This window comes from Alcanivorax sp. IL2 (assembly GCF_047495475.1).
Classification (GTDB): domain Bacteria; phylum Pseudomonadota; class Gammaproteobacteria; order Pseudomonadales; family Alcanivoracaceae; genus Alcanivorax.
Genome location: NZ_CP179932.1, coordinates 689,254 through 705,446, shown reverse-complemented (window position 1 = coordinate 705,446; position 16,193 = coordinate 689,254). Strand labels below are relative to the sequence as shown.

General features: G+C 60.4%; 18 protein-coding genes. 8 read left to right on the top strand and 10 right to left on the bottom strand.

The window, feature by feature from the left end; translation table 11 throughout:
- Positions 1 to 9: 9 nt before the first annotated feature.
- The 3 genes from ACMG4N_RS03205 to ACMG4N_RS03195 all read left to right on the top strand — a co-directional run bounded on the left by ACMG4N_RS03205 (position 10) and on the right by ACMG4N_RS03195 (position 2,166).
- The gene (locus ACMG4N_RS03205; RefSeq protein WP_297767888.1) at positions 10 to 1,131 is read left to right on the top strand and encodes a PilT/PilU family type 4a pilus ATPase; all 1,122 of its coding nucleotides are present in this window, start codon (positions 10 to 12) and stop codon (positions 1,129 to 1,131) included.
- 121 nt (positions 1,132 to 1,252) lie between these two features.
- Entirely contained in the window at positions 1,253 to 1,693 is a 441-nt protein-coding gene (locus tag ACMG4N_RS03200) for a TM2 domain-containing protein (protein ID WP_414432891.1), read from the top strand.
- 77 nt (positions 1,694 to 1,770) lie between these two features.
- On the top strand, positions 1,771 to 2,166 hold the full coding sequence (locus ACMG4N_RS03195) for a hypothetical protein (RefSeq protein WP_414432890.1): 396 nt from the start codon (positions 1,771 to 1,773) through the stop codon (positions 2,164 to 2,166).
- Here ACMG4N_RS03195 and ACMG4N_RS03190 read toward each other — a convergent pair.
- Entirely contained in the window at positions 2,160 to 2,369 is a 210-nt protein-coding gene (locus ACMG4N_RS03190; RefSeq protein WP_035249734.1) for a SlyX family protein, read from the bottom strand. The genes ACMG4N_RS03195 and ACMG4N_RS03190 overlap by 7 nt on opposite strands.
- Before the next feature lie 351 nt (positions 2,370 to 2,720).
- Between ACMG4N_RS03190 and ACMG4N_RS03185 the strand changes: the two genes are divergently transcribed.
- From ACMG4N_RS03185 to ACMG4N_RS03165, 5 genes are all read left to right on the top strand, one after another.
- Entirely contained in the window at positions 2,721 to 3,272 is a 552-nt protein-coding gene (locus ACMG4N_RS03185; protein WP_297767877.1) for a TMEM165/GDT1 family protein, read from the top strand.
- Positions 3,273 to 3,372: 100 nt separating this feature from the next.
- Positions 3,373 to 3,927: a YaeQ family protein gene (locus ACMG4N_RS03180; RefSeq protein WP_297768095.1), complete on the top strand. Its 555-nt coding sequence runs from the start codon at positions 3,373 to 3,375 to the stop codon at positions 3,925 to 3,927.
- Positions 3,928 to 3,996: 69 nt separating this feature from the next.
- Positions 3,997 to 4,917 carry a glutathione S-transferase family protein gene (locus ACMG4N_RS03175; protein ID WP_297767874.1) on the top strand — a complete coding sequence of 307 codons (921 nt, stop codon included), beginning with the start codon at positions 3,997 to 3,999 and terminating at the stop codon, positions 4,915 to 4,917.
- Between the two features lie 178 nt (positions 4,918 to 5,095).
- Positions 5,096 to 6,310 carry a DUF1611 domain-containing protein gene (locus tag ACMG4N_RS03170; protein ID WP_297767871.1) on the top strand — a complete coding sequence of 405 codons (1,215 nt, stop codon included), beginning with the start codon at positions 5,096 to 5,098 and terminating at the stop codon, positions 6,308 to 6,310.
- A complete protein-coding gene (locus ACMG4N_RS03165; protein WP_297767868.1) occupies positions 6,307 to 7,395 on the top strand; it encodes an alanine/ornithine racemase family PLP-dependent enzyme in 1,089 nt (362 codons plus the stop codon). The genes ACMG4N_RS03170 and ACMG4N_RS03165 overlap by 4 nt, the downstream gene beginning before the upstream one ends.
- Before the next feature lie 123 nt (positions 7,396 to 7,518).
- On the opposite strand, the gene arsH is transcribed toward ACMG4N_RS03165, so the two are convergent.
- The 9 genes from arsH to ACMG4N_RS03120 all read right to left on the bottom strand — a co-directional run bounded on the left by arsH (position 7,519) and on the right by ACMG4N_RS03120 (position 16,109).
- A complete protein-coding gene (arsH, locus tag ACMG4N_RS03160) occupies positions 7,519 to 8,229 on the bottom strand; it encodes an arsenical resistance protein ArsH (protein ID WP_297767865.1) in 711 nt (236 codons plus the stop codon).
- A 151-nt stretch (positions 8,230 to 8,380) separates the two neighbouring features.
- Entirely contained in the window at positions 8,381 to 9,409 is a 1,029-nt protein-coding gene (arsB, locus tag ACMG4N_RS03155) for an ACR3 family arsenite efflux transporter (protein WP_297767862.1), read from the bottom strand.
- The gene (locus ACMG4N_RS03150) at positions 9,409 to 9,906 is read right to left on the bottom strand and encodes an arsenate reductase ArsC (RefSeq protein ID WP_297767859.1); all 498 of its coding nucleotides are present in this window, start codon (positions 9,904 to 9,906) and stop codon (positions 9,409 to 9,411) included. Before ACMG4N_RS03150 ends, arsB begins: the two co-directional genes overlap by 1 nt.
- A 1-nt stretch (position 9,907) precedes the next feature.
- Entirely contained in the window at positions 9,908 to 10,228 is a 321-nt protein-coding gene (locus ACMG4N_RS03145) for a metalloregulator ArsR/SmtB family transcription factor (RefSeq protein ID WP_297767856.1), read from the bottom strand.
- Positions 10,229 to 10,595: 367 nt separating this feature from the next.
- On the bottom strand, positions 10,596 to 11,312 hold the full coding sequence (phoU, locus tag ACMG4N_RS03140; RefSeq protein ID WP_035249717.1) for a phosphate signaling complex protein PhoU: 717 nt from the start codon (positions 11,310 to 11,312) through the stop codon (positions 10,596 to 10,598).
- A gap of 21 nt (positions 11,313 to 11,333) precedes the next feature.
- Entirely contained in the window at positions 11,334 to 12,227 is an 894-nt protein-coding gene (gene pstB, locus ACMG4N_RS03135; RefSeq protein ID WP_035249715.1) for a phosphate ABC transporter ATP-binding protein PstB, read from the bottom strand.
- A 25-nt stretch (positions 12,228 to 12,252) separates the two neighbouring features.
- Positions 12,253 to 13,521 (bottom strand): phosphate ABC transporter permease PstA, encoded by a 1,269-nt coding sequence (gene pstA, locus ACMG4N_RS03130; RefSeq protein ID WP_035249713.1) that lies wholly within the window; start codon positions 13,519 to 13,521, stop codon positions 12,253 to 12,255.
- Positions 13,522 to 13,537: 16 nt separating this feature from the next.
- A complete protein-coding gene (pstC, locus tag ACMG4N_RS03125) occupies positions 13,538 to 14,926 on the bottom strand; it encodes a phosphate ABC transporter permease subunit PstC (protein ID WP_035249711.1) in 1,389 nt (462 codons plus the stop codon).
- A gap of 136 nt (positions 14,927 to 15,062) precedes the next feature.
- The gene (locus ACMG4N_RS03120; protein WP_035249897.1) at positions 15,063 to 16,109 is read right to left on the bottom strand and encodes a substrate-binding domain-containing protein; all 1,047 of its coding nucleotides are present in this window, start codon (positions 16,107 to 16,109) and stop codon (positions 15,063 to 15,065) included.
- Positions 16,110 to 16,193: the final 84 nt, after the last annotated feature.

Sequence of the window (16,193 nt, the reverse complement as noted above, 5' to 3'; positions counted from 1 at the left end):
AGATAACAAATGGAATTCGAAGAGCTCCTCAAACTGATGGTACAGAAAGGCGGCTCCGACCTGTTCATCACCGCCGGGGTTCCACCCAGCATGAAGGTGAACGGCAAGATCCTGCCGGTGACCAAGAGCGCGCTGACCCCGGACATGACCCGGGACATCGTGTTTGGCGTGATGACCGAACAGCAACGCAAGGAATTCGTCGCCCACCACGAGTGCAACTTCGCCATTTCCGCCCGGGGCATCGGCCGTTTCCGGGTGTCCGCCTTCTACCAACGCAACCTGGTGGCCATGGTGCTGCGCCGCATCGAGACCAAGATCCCCAACGTGGATGACCTGCGTCTGCCGCCAGTGATCAAGGAACTGGCCATGACCAAGCGGGGCCTGGTGATCTTCGTGGGGGCCACCGGTACTGGTAAGTCCACCTCGTTGGCCTCCATGATCGGCCACCGCAACAAGAACTCGAAGGGCCACATCATCACCATTGAGGACCCCATCGAATTCATCCACCAGCACCAGGGGTGCATCGTCACCCAGCGTGAGGTGGGTATCGATACCGAGTCCTTTGATGTAGCGCTGAAGAACACCCTGCGTCAGGCGCCGGATGTGATCCTGATCGGTGAGATCCGTACCCCGGACACCATGGACAAGGCCATCGCCTTCGCGGAAACCGGCCACCTGTGTCTGGCCACCCTGCACGCCAACAACGCCAACCAGGCGCTGGACCGGATCATCCACTTCTTCCCGGCAGATCGTCACGGCCAGCTGTGGATGGATCTGTCCCTGAACCTGAAAGGCATCGTCGCCCAGCAACTGATTCCCACCCCGGACGGCAAGGGTCGCCGCGCTGCCATCGAGGTACTGCTGGGCACACCACTGGTGCAGGACCATATCCGCAAGGGCGAAGTGCACATGCTCAAGCAGCTGATGAGCAAGTCCCGGGAACAGGGTATGCAGACCTTCGACCAGGCCCTTTACGACCTCTACTCCGTGGGCGAGATCACCTACGAAGACGCCATGCTGCACGCGGATTCCCCCAATGATCTGCGCCTGATGATCAAGCTCGGCAACGAAACCGATGCCTCCAGCCTGGATATCGCCACGCGAGGGTTGAGCATCGAGGACACCGAGTAACGACAGTTAATAATTAACAATGAATAGTTAATAGTTGCGCGGGGGAGCTCATTACGGACTGATGGGCCCTGCCCGCCCGCGCCCAACCCCGCGATAGCAGGGACGCTTTTTTACTTTACCAATGGAGGGGAAAACCCATGCAACAAAAAAAGAAACGCACCTGACACCCATCGGCTATCTGCTGTGGTTTTTCGGCGGTATCTTCGGTTACCACCGTTTCTACTATGGTCGTCAGCTCACCGGCCTGCTGTGGATGTTGACCGCCGGGGTCTTCTTTATCGGCTGGATCGTGGATGCCTTCCTGATTCCGGGCATGAATCGGGATGCCAATAACCAGTTCAAGACCGGCGAGACCGATTACAGCGTGGCCTGGGTACTGATGCTGTTTCTGGGTATCTTCGGCGCCCACCGCTTCTACATGGGCAAGATCGGCACCGGGGTGCTCTACCTTCTGACCCTGGGCCTGCTCGGTTTCGGGGTGCTCTATGACCTGTTCACCCTCAACGGCCAGGTCTCCGAGCGCAACGGCGAAACCGCTCAGGGCGAGCCGGTTCCTGCCTGATCACACCTGGAGCAGGCCGCCGGCCTGCTCCGCTTTCTACCCCACCAGCTATCCCGCAACTGTAATAGAGCCACCCTATGCTGCTGGCCGCCATTCGCCGATGGTTCTCTGAAGACTTCTACGTCCAGATCCACGAAAATCGCTACGTCATCACCTCCCTGGACAACCCGGGGGAGTCGCGACGTTTTCCTGCCACAGATGCCTTTAGTACGTCACGACTGTTGGTCGGCCATTTCCTTGTTGCCGAAACACTGTTGCGAGCCTCGCTCGGGCAAATGAACGGCGGATCCAGATTGAAAAGCTATCGCCTTATCATGCACCCGCGGGACAAGGCAGAAGGCGGTCTTTGTGAGGTAGAAACACGGGTGCTGCAGGATCTTGCTTTCGGGGCAGGCGCTCATGATGCCATCATCTGGGAAAAGGAGCCGCTTTCCGCGACGCAGGCCAAGGCCCTGTGGGACAACCCTCAGTAATGCGGCGGCGGTGCATCCTCGATACGTGACGCCGCCATTTCCTCGGACAGATCCAGCACCCGGTCCACCAGTTTGCGGCACACCTTTTCCAGCTCGTCGATTTTTCCCTGCTGATCACTGACCACCTTGTTCAGGTGCTGGACCAGGTCTTCCTGGTAGGCCAGTTTGGTTTCGATATCGACCAGCCGTTCTGCGTCGCTCATGAAATACCCTCTTTCTGTAGGAGCTATGCTGCTTGCATGGCGAACCTGCTTGCGGTGATCGCCTTCGACGGTTCGCCATGCAAGCATAGCTCCTACAATCCGCGTCATTAACATTGGCCCCATTGTACTTGCCCGAAAACAATATTGCCGCTAAGGTTTGCCCCGTCTTGGGGGAGTAGTCGCTCGGTTTTCACCCCTTGGCGGTCATCAACATAGTTGCGCCGCATGCGCATGGTGGCCGCGTCCGCGTCCTTACGGATTGACGAGACCTGAGACATCACTGGTATTCCGCTGGGGCGGGATTGACCGGTGGTGTCTCTGTGTCGCAATCCCGCCCCTCTGGAAACGTTCATGGAAGCCCTGTTCAGCTCTTTCCTGCTGGTTGCCCTCGGCGAGATTGGCGACAAGACCCAACTACTGTCCCTGGCCCTGATCCTCAAATTCCGCAAGCCCTGGCCGATTCTGGCTGGCGTGGTGGTGGCCACCCTGCTTAACCATGGCGCCTCGGTATGGTTTGGTGACTGGTTGGCCGGCGCCATTCCCGGCGACTGGCTGCGCTGGATTCTCGGCATCAGCTTTATCGCCCTGGGCCTGTGGATGCTGATCCCGGACGGCGATGAGAAAGTGGATGAGAACCCCCGCTTCGGCCCCTTCCTGACTGCTCTGGTGCTGTTCTTCATTGCCGAGATCGGTGACAAGACCCAGTTCGCCACCATTGCCCTGGCGGTACAGTTCAAGGATCAGTTCTGGCCGGTGCTGGGCGGCTCCACCCTGGGCATGATCGCCGCCAATCTGCCGGTGATCTGGCTGGCGCATCAGTTCGGCGGCGACAAACTGGAAACCTGGGCCCACCGAATCAGTGCCGTGCTGTTTGTCGGCTTCGGGATGTGGGCGTTGCTGTAAGCCTGATTGAACAGGCGCCACGCGACACGCATAAAGCCTGATACAATCCGTTTTTTGCGTGCACGCGTGTTGCGTGCTGCCTGTTTGCGAGTCCCACCCCATGGCCCTCACCGCCACTATCTACAAAGCCGAATTGACCGTGTCTGACATGGACCGGGACTACTACGCCACCCATAATCTGACCGTGGCGCTGCACCCGTCGGAAACCGAATCGCGGATGATGTTGCGGCTGCTGGCCTTTGCCCTCAATGCCCACGAAGACCTGACCTTTACCCGGGGCCTGTCCAGCACCGACGAGCCGGACCTGTGGCAGCGCAACCCGGACGATACCCTGGCACACTGGATCGAGCTGGGCATGCCAGACGAAAAGCGCCTGCGCAAGGCTTGCGGCCTGGCGCGACAGGTGACGCTTTACACCTATGGCGCCCGGGCACCACAGGTATGGTGGGAGAGCATGAAGAACAAGGTGACCCGCTTCAGCAACCTGCACATCGTGCATGTGGACCCGGACAGCGAAGCAACCCTGGCGCCACTGATGCAGCGCACCATGCAACTGCAATGCATGATTCAGGATGGCCAAATCTGGTTCGGCAGCACCGAGCAATCCATGGAGATGGGCCTGACAACCTGGTTCGGTGCCAGCCCCCATCACTAAATCTTCACGCGGTGCACAAGCGCCCCATGTTAGTAATGTCGCCGCGATTTCTTTGACCACGGAGCCCCCATGTCAGACCTGATTCTGCACCACTACGCCCTGTCCCCCTTTTCCGAAAAGGTACGGGCCATGCTCGGCTATGCCGGTCTGGACTGGCAATCGGTCACCGTGCGGGAAATGCCGCCGCGCCCGATGCTGGCTCCCCTGGCCGGTGGCTACCGGAAAATTCCGGTGGCACAAAACGGCGCCGATGTATTCTGTGACACGCGCATTATCGGCGCGGAGATCGCCGCGCTGGCCGGCAAGCCGGAGTTGATCGCCAGCAACGCCGGTGTCAACGTGCAGGATTTTGTCGCCCGGGTGGACCTGGATATCTTTCTCGCCTGCATTATTTCCGCCGGCAACCTGACCCTGCTGCGCAAGGTGCTCAAGGAATCCTCGCTGCTGGATCTCGGCCGCCTGTTGTGGGACCGCATCGCCATGGGCAGCAAGGCCAAGGTGAAAACCAACAGCCCGAAACAGATGAAGCGCATGGTGGAAGCGCATCTTACCGATCTGGAAGGGAAGCTGGAATCACACCCCTTCCTGTTTGGCGACACCCCAAACGCCGGTGATTTCTCCGCCTACCACAGCCTGTGGTTCCAGCGTGACCTGGCCGAACAGCCTCGCTTCAAACGGTTTCCCAAGGTCAATGCCTGGATGGATCGCCTGCAGGCCTATGGCCAGGGCAACAGCACCGAGATCAGTGCCGACCAGGCCCTGGAGCAGGCCCGTGCTGCCACCCCCCGTCCACTGCCCGATTCCACCCAGGACCAGGCGCTGATCGGCAAGACCGTGAGCGTGGTCCCGAACGACTACGGGCGCATTCCGGTAGAAGGCACCCTGGTGGCCAGCACCAATGAGCGCTGGATCGTGGCGCGGGACGAGGATGCCGTGGGCCGGGTACATGTGCACCTGCCGCGTCAGGGGTTTTTGATCCGCGCGGTCTGACTTTTCATCCAGCAGTGCGGATGCCACCGGTATAATTCCCACGCCCGGGCCGCATCCGTGCTACTGTGTGCGCCGTTTCACCCCACCGCTTAGTGGGGTCCTCTCGCTGTTTTACGGTGCCTCAGGCCGACCTCATCGCCATTGCCCCTCTAAGCTTAGTGCCGCCAGAGGAGCCACCATGAGTACCGTTTCCCCGATTTCGTTGCGTCCACGCCCCTATTCCGCCCAGGCACCACCCACCAGCGCTTCCTCCTTGCCCGACCCCGCCCTGCATAACGCCCACACCCTGCCCCACCCCACCAGCAACCGCACCGCCACCGCGATCATCTATTGCGAAGGCCAGTTCGGTGACATCGACGGCAAAACCGCCAACGGCCTGATTCGTCACTCGGAAAAATATACCGTGCTGTCAGTGATCGACAGTACCCAGGCCGGGCTCGACAGCGGCATGATTCTGGACGGCACCGCCAACGGTATTCCGGTATGCCGCGACATGGACGACGCCCTCAGTCAAACAACGACGCTCCCGGATTTTTTGATTTTCGGCATGGCGCCGGCCAGCGGCCTGCTCTCCGACGCCCAGCGCGAGGTGGTGCTGGCCGCCATGGGCAAGGGCATGAGCATCGTTAACGGCCTGCATGAATTTCTCAACGACGACCCGGAATTCGCCGCCGCCCGCATTGCCCACAAGGTGGATATCGTCGATGTGCGCCGACCCCGGCCAAAGAAATTTCTGCGCATGTTCAGCGGCAGCATCCATCAGGTCACCTGCCCACGCATTGCCGTACTGGGCACCGACTGCGCCATCGGCAAACGCACCACCGCCACCGTGCTCACCGCCGCCCTCAATGCCATCGGCCTCAAGGCAGTAATGGTAGGCACCGGCCAGACCGGGCTGATCCAGGGCGCCCGTTACGGTGTCGCGCTGGACTCAGTACCCTCGCAATTTTGTGCCGGCGAACTGGAAGCCACCATCGTCGAGGCATTTAACAACGAGCAGCCGGACGTGATCATCATTGAAGGCCAGGGCGCCCTGAGTCACCCGGCCTTCTCTACCACCTCCTTTATTCTGCGCGGCGCCTGCCCGCAGGCGGTGGTGCTGCAGCATGCGCCCGGGCGAACGTCCCGCTGCGACTTCGACAACATGGCCATGCCGAACCCGGCGGACGAAATCACCCTGATCGAGACCTTTGCCGACACCCGCGTGATCGGCATGACCCTCAACCACGAGCACATGGATGACGACCAGGTCAGCCTGGCCATGGTCCGCTTCGGCCAGGAACTGGGCATCCCGGTCACCGACGCCCTGAACCGGCCGGCCCGGCACCTGCTGGAGATGGTGTTTGCCGCCTTTCCTGCCCTGCGCCAAGAACTGACAGGCGCGCCGCAATGAGCGCGCCGCGACTGGACATCAATCTGGACAAGATCAGCCACAATGCCCGCATGCTGGTGGAAGACCTGGGCGACCGGGGCATCGCCGTCACCGGCGTCACCAAGGCGGCACTGGGCTCCCTGGACATTGCCAAGGCCATGTTGCGCGCCGGCATGAGCGGGCTGGGGGATTCGCGCATCGAGAATATCGAGGCCATGCGCCAGCAGCGCATTTCTGCCCCCATCATGCTGATCCGCTCGCCCATGCTCAGCCAGGTGGAGCGGGTGGTACGCAACGCGGATATCAGTTTCAACACCGAACTGTCGGTGGTACGCCGACTGTCCGCCGCCGCCGAGGAAGCCGAACGCAGCCACGGTATCGTGCTGATGGTGGAACTGGGAGATCTGCGTGAGGGCATTCTCCCTGAAGATCTGATCAGCGCCGCCCGCGAAGTGGTGCGGCTGCCCAACCTGGAGCTCACCGGCATCGGCACCAACCTGGCCTGCCACAGCGGCATGGCCCCGGATGCGGACAACATGGGCGCCCTGTCGACCCTGGCCGGCGAGGTGGAAACCGCGCTGGGTATCCAGCTGCGACTGGTTTCCGGCGGCAATTCCGCCAACCTGGACTGGGCACTGGGCAACAGCGCCACCGGCCGCATCAACCATCTGCGCCTCGGCGAAGCCATCCTGCTCGGTTGCGAGCCCCTGCATCGTCAGCCCGTTGACGGCCTGCACACCGACGCCATCACCCTGGTGGCGGAAGTAATCGAGTCGAAAACCAAACCGTCCCTGCCCTGGGGCACGCTGGCCGAAACCGCCTTCGGCGGCGACGTGGTTTCCACCGATAGCGGCGACATGACACGGGCGATTCTGGCGGTGGGGGAACAGGATCTGGACCCGAACGGACTGCTTGCACCCGAGGGTCTGACCATTCTCGGCGCCAGCGGCGATCACCTGCTGCTGGACTGCGGCAAACTGCGCCTGCGGGTGGGGGACGAAGTGCGTTTCGGCGTCAACTACAGCGCCCTGGTGCGCGCCATGACCTCACCGTTCGTGGAAAAGAAAATGATCCGCGGCAAGCCGGTCACCCAGCACCGGAAGTAGTGCGCGGTTGTCGAAAAGATAAAAGGCGGAAAAGCGGTTTTACCACAGAGGACTCCAAACCCACCGAGAAAATGTTTATCTCCGTGTCCTCTGTGCCCTCTGTGGTAAAAAAATCTTTACGACCTACAGGCTGCGCTGATTCACTCGCTTCATCAGTTCTTCAGCACTTTCCTTGCGCTCGGAATAGCGGTCGGTGAGGTAGTCGCTGCGGTCGCGGGTAAGCAGCGTGAACTTCACCAGCTCTTCCATCACATCAACAATACGGTCATAGAAGCCTGAGGCTTTCATGCGATCGTTTTCATCGAATTCCAGAAACGCTTTGGGCACCGACGACTGATTGGGGATGGTGAGCATGCGCATCCAGCGGCCCAGCACGCGCAGCTGGTTGACCGCATTGAACGATTGCGAGCCGCCACATACCTGCATCACCGCCAGGGTTTTTCCCTGGGTAGGACGCACTGCGCCCAGGGACAAGGGAATCCAGTCGATCTGCGCTTTCATGATGCCGGTCATGGCGCCATGGCGCTCCGGCGAGCACCACACCATCCCCTCACTCCAGGTCACCAGATCGCGCAGTTCCTGCACCTTTGGGTGGCTGGCATCTTCACTGTCCGGCAGCGGCAGGCCATCGGCATGAAAAATCCGCGGCTCCGCCCCCATGGCCTCCAGCAGACGCGCCGCCTCGGCCACCACCAATCGGCTGAAGGAACGCTGGCGCAGGGACCCGTACAACAACAGGATGCGCGGCTTGTGGGTGGACGATTGATCCCGGAATACGCTGTCGGTAGTCGGGACCTGGAAACAATCGTTATCGAGGTTAGGCATATCTTTCATGGCACGGTGACTTCTTTCGCAATAATGGAGGCCGTCTTCGCGATGCAGGCATCGCTTCCCACAAGTGGCCGAAGGGCCTCTGTGGGAATGACGAACCCTTGATCACAAACGGTTTTGATTTCGCTATTAACTATTCACTATTAACTATTAACTATTCATTGCTCTCTTCGAACCAGTGGGGAGTGCGATTCACGATCGCCACCAGGGTCAGCATCACCGGTACTTCCACCAGCACCCCCACCACCGTGGCCAGCGCCGCGCCGGAGTGCAGACCGAACAGGCTGATGGCCACGGCCACCGCCAGTTCGAAGAAATTGCTGGTGCCGATCAGGCAGGCAGGGCCGGCCACGTTGTGTTTCAGCCGCAGGCGACGAGCCGCCCAGTAAGCAATCACGAAGATGCCGTAGGTCTGGATCAGCAGCGGGATAGCGATCAGCACGATGGCCATGGGTTTGGCGAGGATGGTTTCCGCCTGGAAGCCGAACAGCAGCACCACCGTGGCCAGCAAACCCATGACGCTGATCGGCTTGAGCGCCCCAACGAAGCTTTCCACTTTCGCCTCGCCACCTTTAGCCACCAGCATCTGGCGTGTGAGGAAACCGGCGATCAGCGGCAGCACCACATACAGCACCACGGACAACAACAGCGTATCCCAGGGAACGGTGATATCACTGACACCCAGCAGCAGGGCGGCGATAGGGGCAAAGGCAAACACCATGATGATGTCGTTCACCGACACCTGCACCAGGGTGTAGTTAGCGTCGCCCTTGGTCAGGTGGCTCCACACGAACACCATGGCTGTACAGGGCGCCACGCCCAGCAGGATCATGCCGGCGATGTACTCGGTGGCAGTCTGCGGGTCCACCCAGCCGGCGAACAATACCTTGAAGAACAGCCAGCCCAGCGCCGCCATGGTGAACGGCTTGATCAACCAGTTGATCACCAGAGTGAGCAGCAACCCCCGTGGGTTCTGTCCCACTTTCTTGATCGCGGTGAAATCAATCTGGATCATCATCGGGTAGACCATCACCCAGATGAACACCGCCACCGCCAGATTCACGTGGGCGTACTCAAACGCGGCCACCGCCTGAAACAGGGGCGGCACTGCCAACCCCAGGCCGACCCCGGCAATAATCGCCAGGCCCACCCAGACGCTGAGGTAACGTTCAAAAAACGGCATCAGTGGTCCTCCAGGTCCCGGTGGATTTGCTCACCGCTGGCCACCAGGCCTTTCTCATTGAGGTCATCCAGCGACACCGCGAACAGTGCCTGAAGACGTTTTTCCAGTTGCTGGTAGGTAGCCTCAAAGGCGGCGGCAATGTCCTCGTCCGTGCCTTGCACATGGGCCGGGTCCGGCAGACCCCAATGCAGTTTGGGCACATCCCCCAGCCACACCGGGCAGGCTTCTCCGGCAGCGCTGTCGCAGACGGTGATGATCAGATCAATATCTTCATCGGCCAGGTCGTCCATGGACTTGGAGGCCGGGTTAGCCGGGGTAATGCCATGGCGGGCCAGCACCGCCAGCGCCCCGGGATTCACCTGACCGGTGGGATGGCTGCCGGCACTGAGCCCCCGAAAACGATCTTCGCCCAGGGCATTGATCAACGCTTCGCCGATAATGGAACGGCAGGAATTACCGGTGCACAGCACCAGAATCGTCACGGGTTGCAGTTGCATGTCAGTTCTCGCAGCAGGCAGGGACAGGAAGGGTCAAAGACAGGGCCTCGCAGGCCGGTGATACCAGATTCGCCAACGTCTGTTGGGCCCAGGCGGGCAGCTCCGGGTTGATGCGGTAATGCATCCAGGTGCCCTGGCGCCGCGCCACCACCAGCTGACACTGGCGCAACTGGGCCAGATGCCGGGACACGGTGGACTGCGGCGCACTGACCGCATCCACCAAATCACACACACAAACCTCGCCCTGACCGTGCAACAGACAGACCAGACTCAAGCGAAGATCATCGCCGAGGCATTTGCAGAGCTGGGTGGGAGTGAGCATGGGCCGCCCTGTATTCGTATATTCGGAAATACGGATATTAAAGACGCACGTTGCAAGATACAAGGCTCAATGCGGGAAGGTTTTGTGACGATGCCCGAAACGAAAAAGGCCGCGCCCGAAACGGGCACAGCCTTTATAAGGGTCCTGTAGGAGCGTCGCTGTCGGCGCGATGATGCAAAGTTCCGAGTTGCGAGAAGCGAGTTTCGAAGATCAAAACCGGTTTTGCTTTTCGTTACTCGAAACTCGTCACTCGCTTCTGCGGGCGATTTCCTCGCTGCGCTCGGTTCGCGTCTCAAGCGACCCTCCTACAGCGGCAACGTAGCAGGGTTTTGCTCGTGGCTAGAAGCTCGTAGCTCGCAGCTGTCTTTTACTTCTTCAGCTTGGCTTCGATCTCGTCCACGGTGATGTGGCGTACGTCCTTGCCTTCCACCAGGTAGATGACCTGCTCGCCGATGTTGCGGGCGTGGTCACCGATACGCTCCAAAGCACGCAGGGACCAGATGATGTTGAGGATCCGGGTAATAGAGCGCGGATCTTCCATCATGAAGGTCACCAGCGAACGCATGGCGCTGCGGTATTCCATGTCCACTTCGTTGTCTTCAGCGGCGACGGCCAGGGCTTTCTTGGCATCGAAACGGGCGAACGCGTCCAGGGTATCGCGCAGCATGTTGCGCACGTGGTTGCCAATGTGCCGCACTTCCACGTAGCCACGGGGGGACTCGCCCTCTTCCGCAAGCTGCTGGCCCATGCGGGCAATCTTGGCCGATTCGTCGCCGATCCGTTCCAGGTCGGAGACGGCCTTGGTGACGGCAATGATCAGACGCAGGTCGGAGGCCGCAGGCTGGCGCAGAGCCAGTACCCGGGTGCATTCCTCGTCGATCAGCATTTCCAGCTTGTCGACCTTGTCTTCCGTCTCCAGCACCTTCTGGGCCAGGTCGGAATCCGCATGCAGCAACGCCTGCAAGGCATCCACTACCTGCTTTTCCACCAGGCCACCCATCTCCATCAGATTGTTGCGGATGGATTCCAGCGCCTCATTGAACTGGGTTGAGCTGTGCTCACCAAAATGCATGCGATCCATGATCTGTTTTCCTCCGAGCGGCGCTTAGCCGAAGCGCCCGGTGATATAGGCTTCCGTCAGATCGTGTTCCGGTTTGGTGAACACGGTCTCGGTGTCATTCATTTCCACCAGACGACCCAGGTGGAAGTAGGCGGTGCGGTGTGACACCCGCGCGGCCTGCTGCATGGAGTGGGTAACGATGGCGATGGTGTAGGACTCGCTCAGTTCGCTGATCAGCTCTTCGATCTTGGCAGTGGCGATGGGGTCCAGCGCGGAGCAGGGCTCATCCATCAGCACCACTTCCGGGCTCACCGCGATGGTGCGGGCAATACACAGACGCTGCTGCTGGCCACCGGACAGGCCGGTGCCGGACGCATGCAGGCGGTCTTTCACCTCATCCCACAGGCCGGCTTTGCGCAGGCTGTTTTCCACGATCTCATCCAGGTCGTATTTCTTGTTGGCCAGGCCATGGATGCGCGGCCCATAGGCCACGTTATCGTAGATGGATTTGGGGAACGGGTTGGGTTTCTGGAACACCATGCCCACCCGGGCACGCAGCTCCACCACATCCAGTTTCGGGTCGTAAAGATCCTGCCCTTCCAGATGCAGATCGCCCTTCACCCGACAGATATCAATGGTGTCGTTCATGCGGTTCAGGCAGCGCAGGAAGGTGGACTTGCCGCAACCGGACGGACCAATCAGCGAGACCACTTCGTTCTTGCCGATATCCAGGCTGACGCCATGGATAGCCTGATTATCGGCGTAGAACACCTCCACATCACGCAGGCGCATTTTCGGGTTGTCCACAAAGGGCTGACCCACGGTCTGATCGGGATAGGGAGTGTCTTGTGTCATTGCGTCACGCTCGTTTATGGCCTTGTCTTTGGCCGCATCATTGTTGCCCAGAGACGGTTTGTCCAGTTGCTGTGCGGTTTCCATCACTCAAATCCTCGTTACCGGTCCGTTACCAGCGCCGCTCAAGACGCTTGCGCAGTACCACCGCCAGGGTGTTCATGGTGATCAGGAAGGCCAGCAGCACCATGATCGCGGCGGACGCCAACGCTTCGAAAGATTGCTCCGGGCTGTCTGCCCACAGGTAGATCTGTACCGGCAGTACCGTGGCAGCATCCAGCGGGCCGGCGGGCAGATCGACGATAAAGGCCACCATGCCGATCATCAGCAGCGGTGCGGTTTCACCCAGGGCCTGGGCCATACCGATGATGGCACCGGTGAGCATGCCCGGCAGCGCCAGCGGCAGCACATGGTGCAATACCACCTGCATCTTCGACGCCCCCAGCCCCATGGCCGCCTGGCGAATGCTGGGCGGTACCGCCTTGATGGCGGCGCGGCTGGAAATGATGATGGTCGGCAGCGTCATCAACGTCAGTACGATACCGCCCACCAGTGGCACCGAGCGGGGCAGGCCGAACAGGCCGATGATCACCGCCAGACCCAGCAGGCCGAAGATGATCGACGGTACCGCCGCCAGGTTGTTGATGTTCACTTCAATGAAATCGGTGAACTTGTTCTTCGGGGCAAATTCTTCCAGGTAGATCGCCGCGGCCACACCCACCGGAAAACTCAACACCAGGGTCACAATCATGGTGAACAGCGACCCGAGAATGGCGCCGAGAATACCGGCCTGTTCCGGCTCACGGGAATCGCCGTAGCTGAACAGGGACTGGTTGAATACCATCCGGGTTTCCCCGGAGGCTTCCAGCTCGGCGACCCACTGCTGCTGCTTGGTATTCAGGCGGCTGTCTTCGCGTTGCTTTTCACTGGCCTTGAGGAACAGGTCCACGTCGTCATCGGCCAGCAACCACAGGGTGCGGGTCTCGCCCAGCAGGGAAGGATCTTCGCGCAACATATCGCGCAGGGCATAACCGGCGCCGGTGCTCACCAGCTGGTTCAACGCCCGGGTATCCTGGCGTCCTTCCACGGTGGGGAAGCGCTCTGCCAGGGCGTCGCGGATCACCCCCTGATAATTACCGTAGTTCAGTTCATCCTCGTCGCGGGGGTCGCTGACATCCAGCACCTCGGCGTCAAAGGTGATCGGCAGCTGGACTTCATACTCGAAGAACGCGCTGTGACCCTTGCCAATAATGTCGGTGAACAGCAGCACCAGGGCCATCAAGCCAATGCCGATGGAGCCGATGCCAAATGCCTTGAAGCGCTTCTCGGCCCGGTAGCGCCGGGCCAGCGTCTTGCGAACTTTTTCCGTGGTTTCGCTCATGGTCTCTCTCCGGCTCCTAGTCGTACTGCTCGCGGTATTTCTTCACGATATGCAGCGCGAAGATATTCATGACCAGGGTGGTGATGAACAACATCAGGCCCAGGGCGAAGGCCGCCAGGGTCTTGGCGCTGTCGAATTCCTGGTCGCCGGTCAGCAAAGTCACAATCTGTACGGTGATGGTGGTCACCGCTTCCAGCGGATTGGCGGTCAGATTGGCCGCCAGGCCAGCGGCCATCACCACGATCATGGTTTCGCCAATGGCCCGGGAGGCGGCCAGCAGGATGCCGCCCATGATGCCCGGCAGGGCCGCCGGGAAAATCACCTTCTTGATGGTTTCGCTCTTGGTGGCGCCCAGCCCGAGGGAGCCATCACGCATGGCCTGGGGCACGGCAGTAATCACATCGTCCGCCAGGGAAGACACGAAGGGGATAATCATGATGCCCATCACCAGGCCGGCAGCCAGAGCGGATTCCGACGCCACATCCAGGCCGATGGATTCGCCCATGCCACGAATGAAAGGCGCCACCGTCAGGGCGGCAAAGAAGCCGTACACCACAGTGGGCACCCCGGCCAGTACTTCCAGTGCCGGCTTGGCCACGGTACGAACCCGGTTGCTGGCGTATTCCGCCAGGTAGATGGCGGACATCAGTCCCACCGGCACCGCCACCAGCAATGCAATGGCGGAAATCAGCATGGTGCCCATGAACAATGGCACGGCACCGAAGGCACCGCCGGACGCTACCTGATCGGCGCGCAGGGCAGTCTGTGGGCTCCACTGCAACCCGAACAGGAAATCGGTGACCGGCACCTTGCCGAAGAAGCGGATGGATTCGAACAGGACCGACAGCACAATGCCCACGGTGGTCAGGATCGCCACCGTGGCACACAGCATGAAGAGGGTCTGCAGTACCCGCTCCACCTGCTGGCGAGCGCGCAACTGCGGTGACACTTTCAGCCAGGCCCAGGCGCCGCCGAACATGCACAGCACGATAATCACCACGGTCAGGGCCATGGCGCTGGTCTGGCGCAGGGCCTGCAGGTTCTCTGCCGCGGCAGCAATGGGCGCTTCGACGAAATTAGCAGGCAGCGCACCGCTGGCCACGTTCTGGATCTTGCTGAGCGTCAGGTTATAGCTGGACGCATCCGTCGGCTGCAGCTCCGCCGGCAAGCCGGCAAGCACCTGCTGGCGGATAATGCTGTCATCAAACGCCAGCCACAGGCCCAGCACCACCAGAGCAGGAATGGCACACCACATGGCCGAACGCATGGCAAAGTAAAACGGCAGCGAGTGCAGGTGGCGAATCCCCCCCAGGGGACGGGCCAGCGCGTAGGAGCGGCGAAGCCCCACAAAGTAGGCGCCAGCCACCATCACCACCAGCAGTAACAGCAGGTTTCCGGTTTGCATGTAGTACTCCGATCGGATTTGCTCAAACAAAATCACCGCAATGATCTTGGTGGAACAAATACAGGTTTTTCAGGGGCGAAAAAGCCCGGTGGCAAACACCACCGGGCCGAAAGCATCCATGCTTTTTGTTATTCCCTTACAACTCTTCGCCAGTCATGGACTTCAGGCTGCGGGCCTGCTTGGCCATGCTCTTGCGCAGGTCATCACCCAGCGGGATCAGGCCTTTCTCGCCCAGGTAACCCTGGTCGCCCCAGGCTTTCTCGCTGGTGAACTCTTTCACGTAGCCTTCGATACCGGGTACCACACCCACGTGGGCTTTCTTCACGTAGAAGAACAGGGAGCGGGATACCGGGTAGTCGCCGGAGCCGATGGCTTCGAAGGTCGGCTCAACACCATCCACGTTGGCAGCCTGTACCACACCGCGGTTCTGATCCAGGAAGGAGTAACCGAACACACCGTAGGCGGCCGGGTTCTTTTCCAGTTTCTGCACGATCAGGTTGTCGTTTTCACCGGCTTCCACATAAACACCGTCTTCACGAACGCTGCGGCAGATGGCCTTGTACTTGGACTTGTCTTCGCTCTTGATGGCCTTCAGCCAGGGGAAGGTCTTGCAACCACCCTCGATGGCCAGCTCGTTGAAGGCATCACGGGTACCGGAAGTCGGCGGCGGACCGAGTACTTCGATTTCGGTGTTGGGCAGCGCCGGGTTCACGTCTTTCCAGGTCTTGTAAGGGTTGGCAACCAGCTCTTCGCTGCCATCCGGGTTCGGTACATCCTTGGCCAGGGCCAGGAAGATGTCACGCAGGGACAGATCGATGTGCTCGCCCTTCACGGAGTTGGCGATAACGATGCCATCGTAGCCGACCTTCACTTCGGTGATGTCTTTCACGCCATTGCTCTGGCACAGCTCGAACTCGGACTTCTTCATGCGACGTGACGCATTGGTGATGTCCGGGTGCTGGGTACCAACGCCCTGGCAGAACAGCTTCATGCCGCCGCCGGAACCGGTGGATTCGATTTTCGGGGTGGCGTTGCCGGTACGACCGAAACGCTCGGCCACCACGGTGGCGAACGGATATACCGTGGAGGAACCCACGATGGAGATAGTGTCACGCGCCATGGCAGTACCCGGTACGCTGGCCATGGCCAGTGCAGCGGCGGCACCTGCCAGAGTTGCTTTCATCTTGAAGTTCACGGTTAAGCCTCCTAGTTACATGGCACCGGCGCTTGTCAGGTTTGACCCCACCCCGGTTTTGTTCTTGCAATC